The 235-nt window shown below is 28.1% G+C and carries 1 protein-coding gene; it reads left to right on the top strand.

The features are described from left to right. Positions 1–235: EAL domain-containing protein (locus QCD85_RS23745; protein WP_301264092.1), on the top strand; the 235-nt coding region annotated here is incomplete at both ends.

The raw sequence follows: 235 nt of genomic DNA, 5'->3' as shown, positions 1-235 counted from the left end.
ATGTTTGGAGATACTGATACTCTATTTAATGTTAGTAGAAATCTACAGGATATTGGCTTTATAGTTGCAATGGATGATTTTGGCTCGGGATATTCTTCTGTAAATATGCTTAAAAATATACCATTAAATGTAATAAAATTAGATAGAGGATTTTTTGTTGATGATAAAGATGTTGATAAGAGTCAAATTGTTATAAAAAGCATAGTTTCTCTCATTAAGCAATTAGGAATAAGGG

Origin of the sequence: Paenibacillus sp. PsM32, from assembly GCF_030433815.1 — a bacterium.
GTDB classification, from domain to species: domain Bacteria; phylum Bacillota; class Bacilli; order Paenibacillales; family Paenibacillaceae; genus Saccharibacillus; species Saccharibacillus kyungheensis.
The sequence above is the reverse complement of the archived record's forward strand: the minus strand, read 5'-3'. Positions and strand labels throughout refer to the sequence as shown.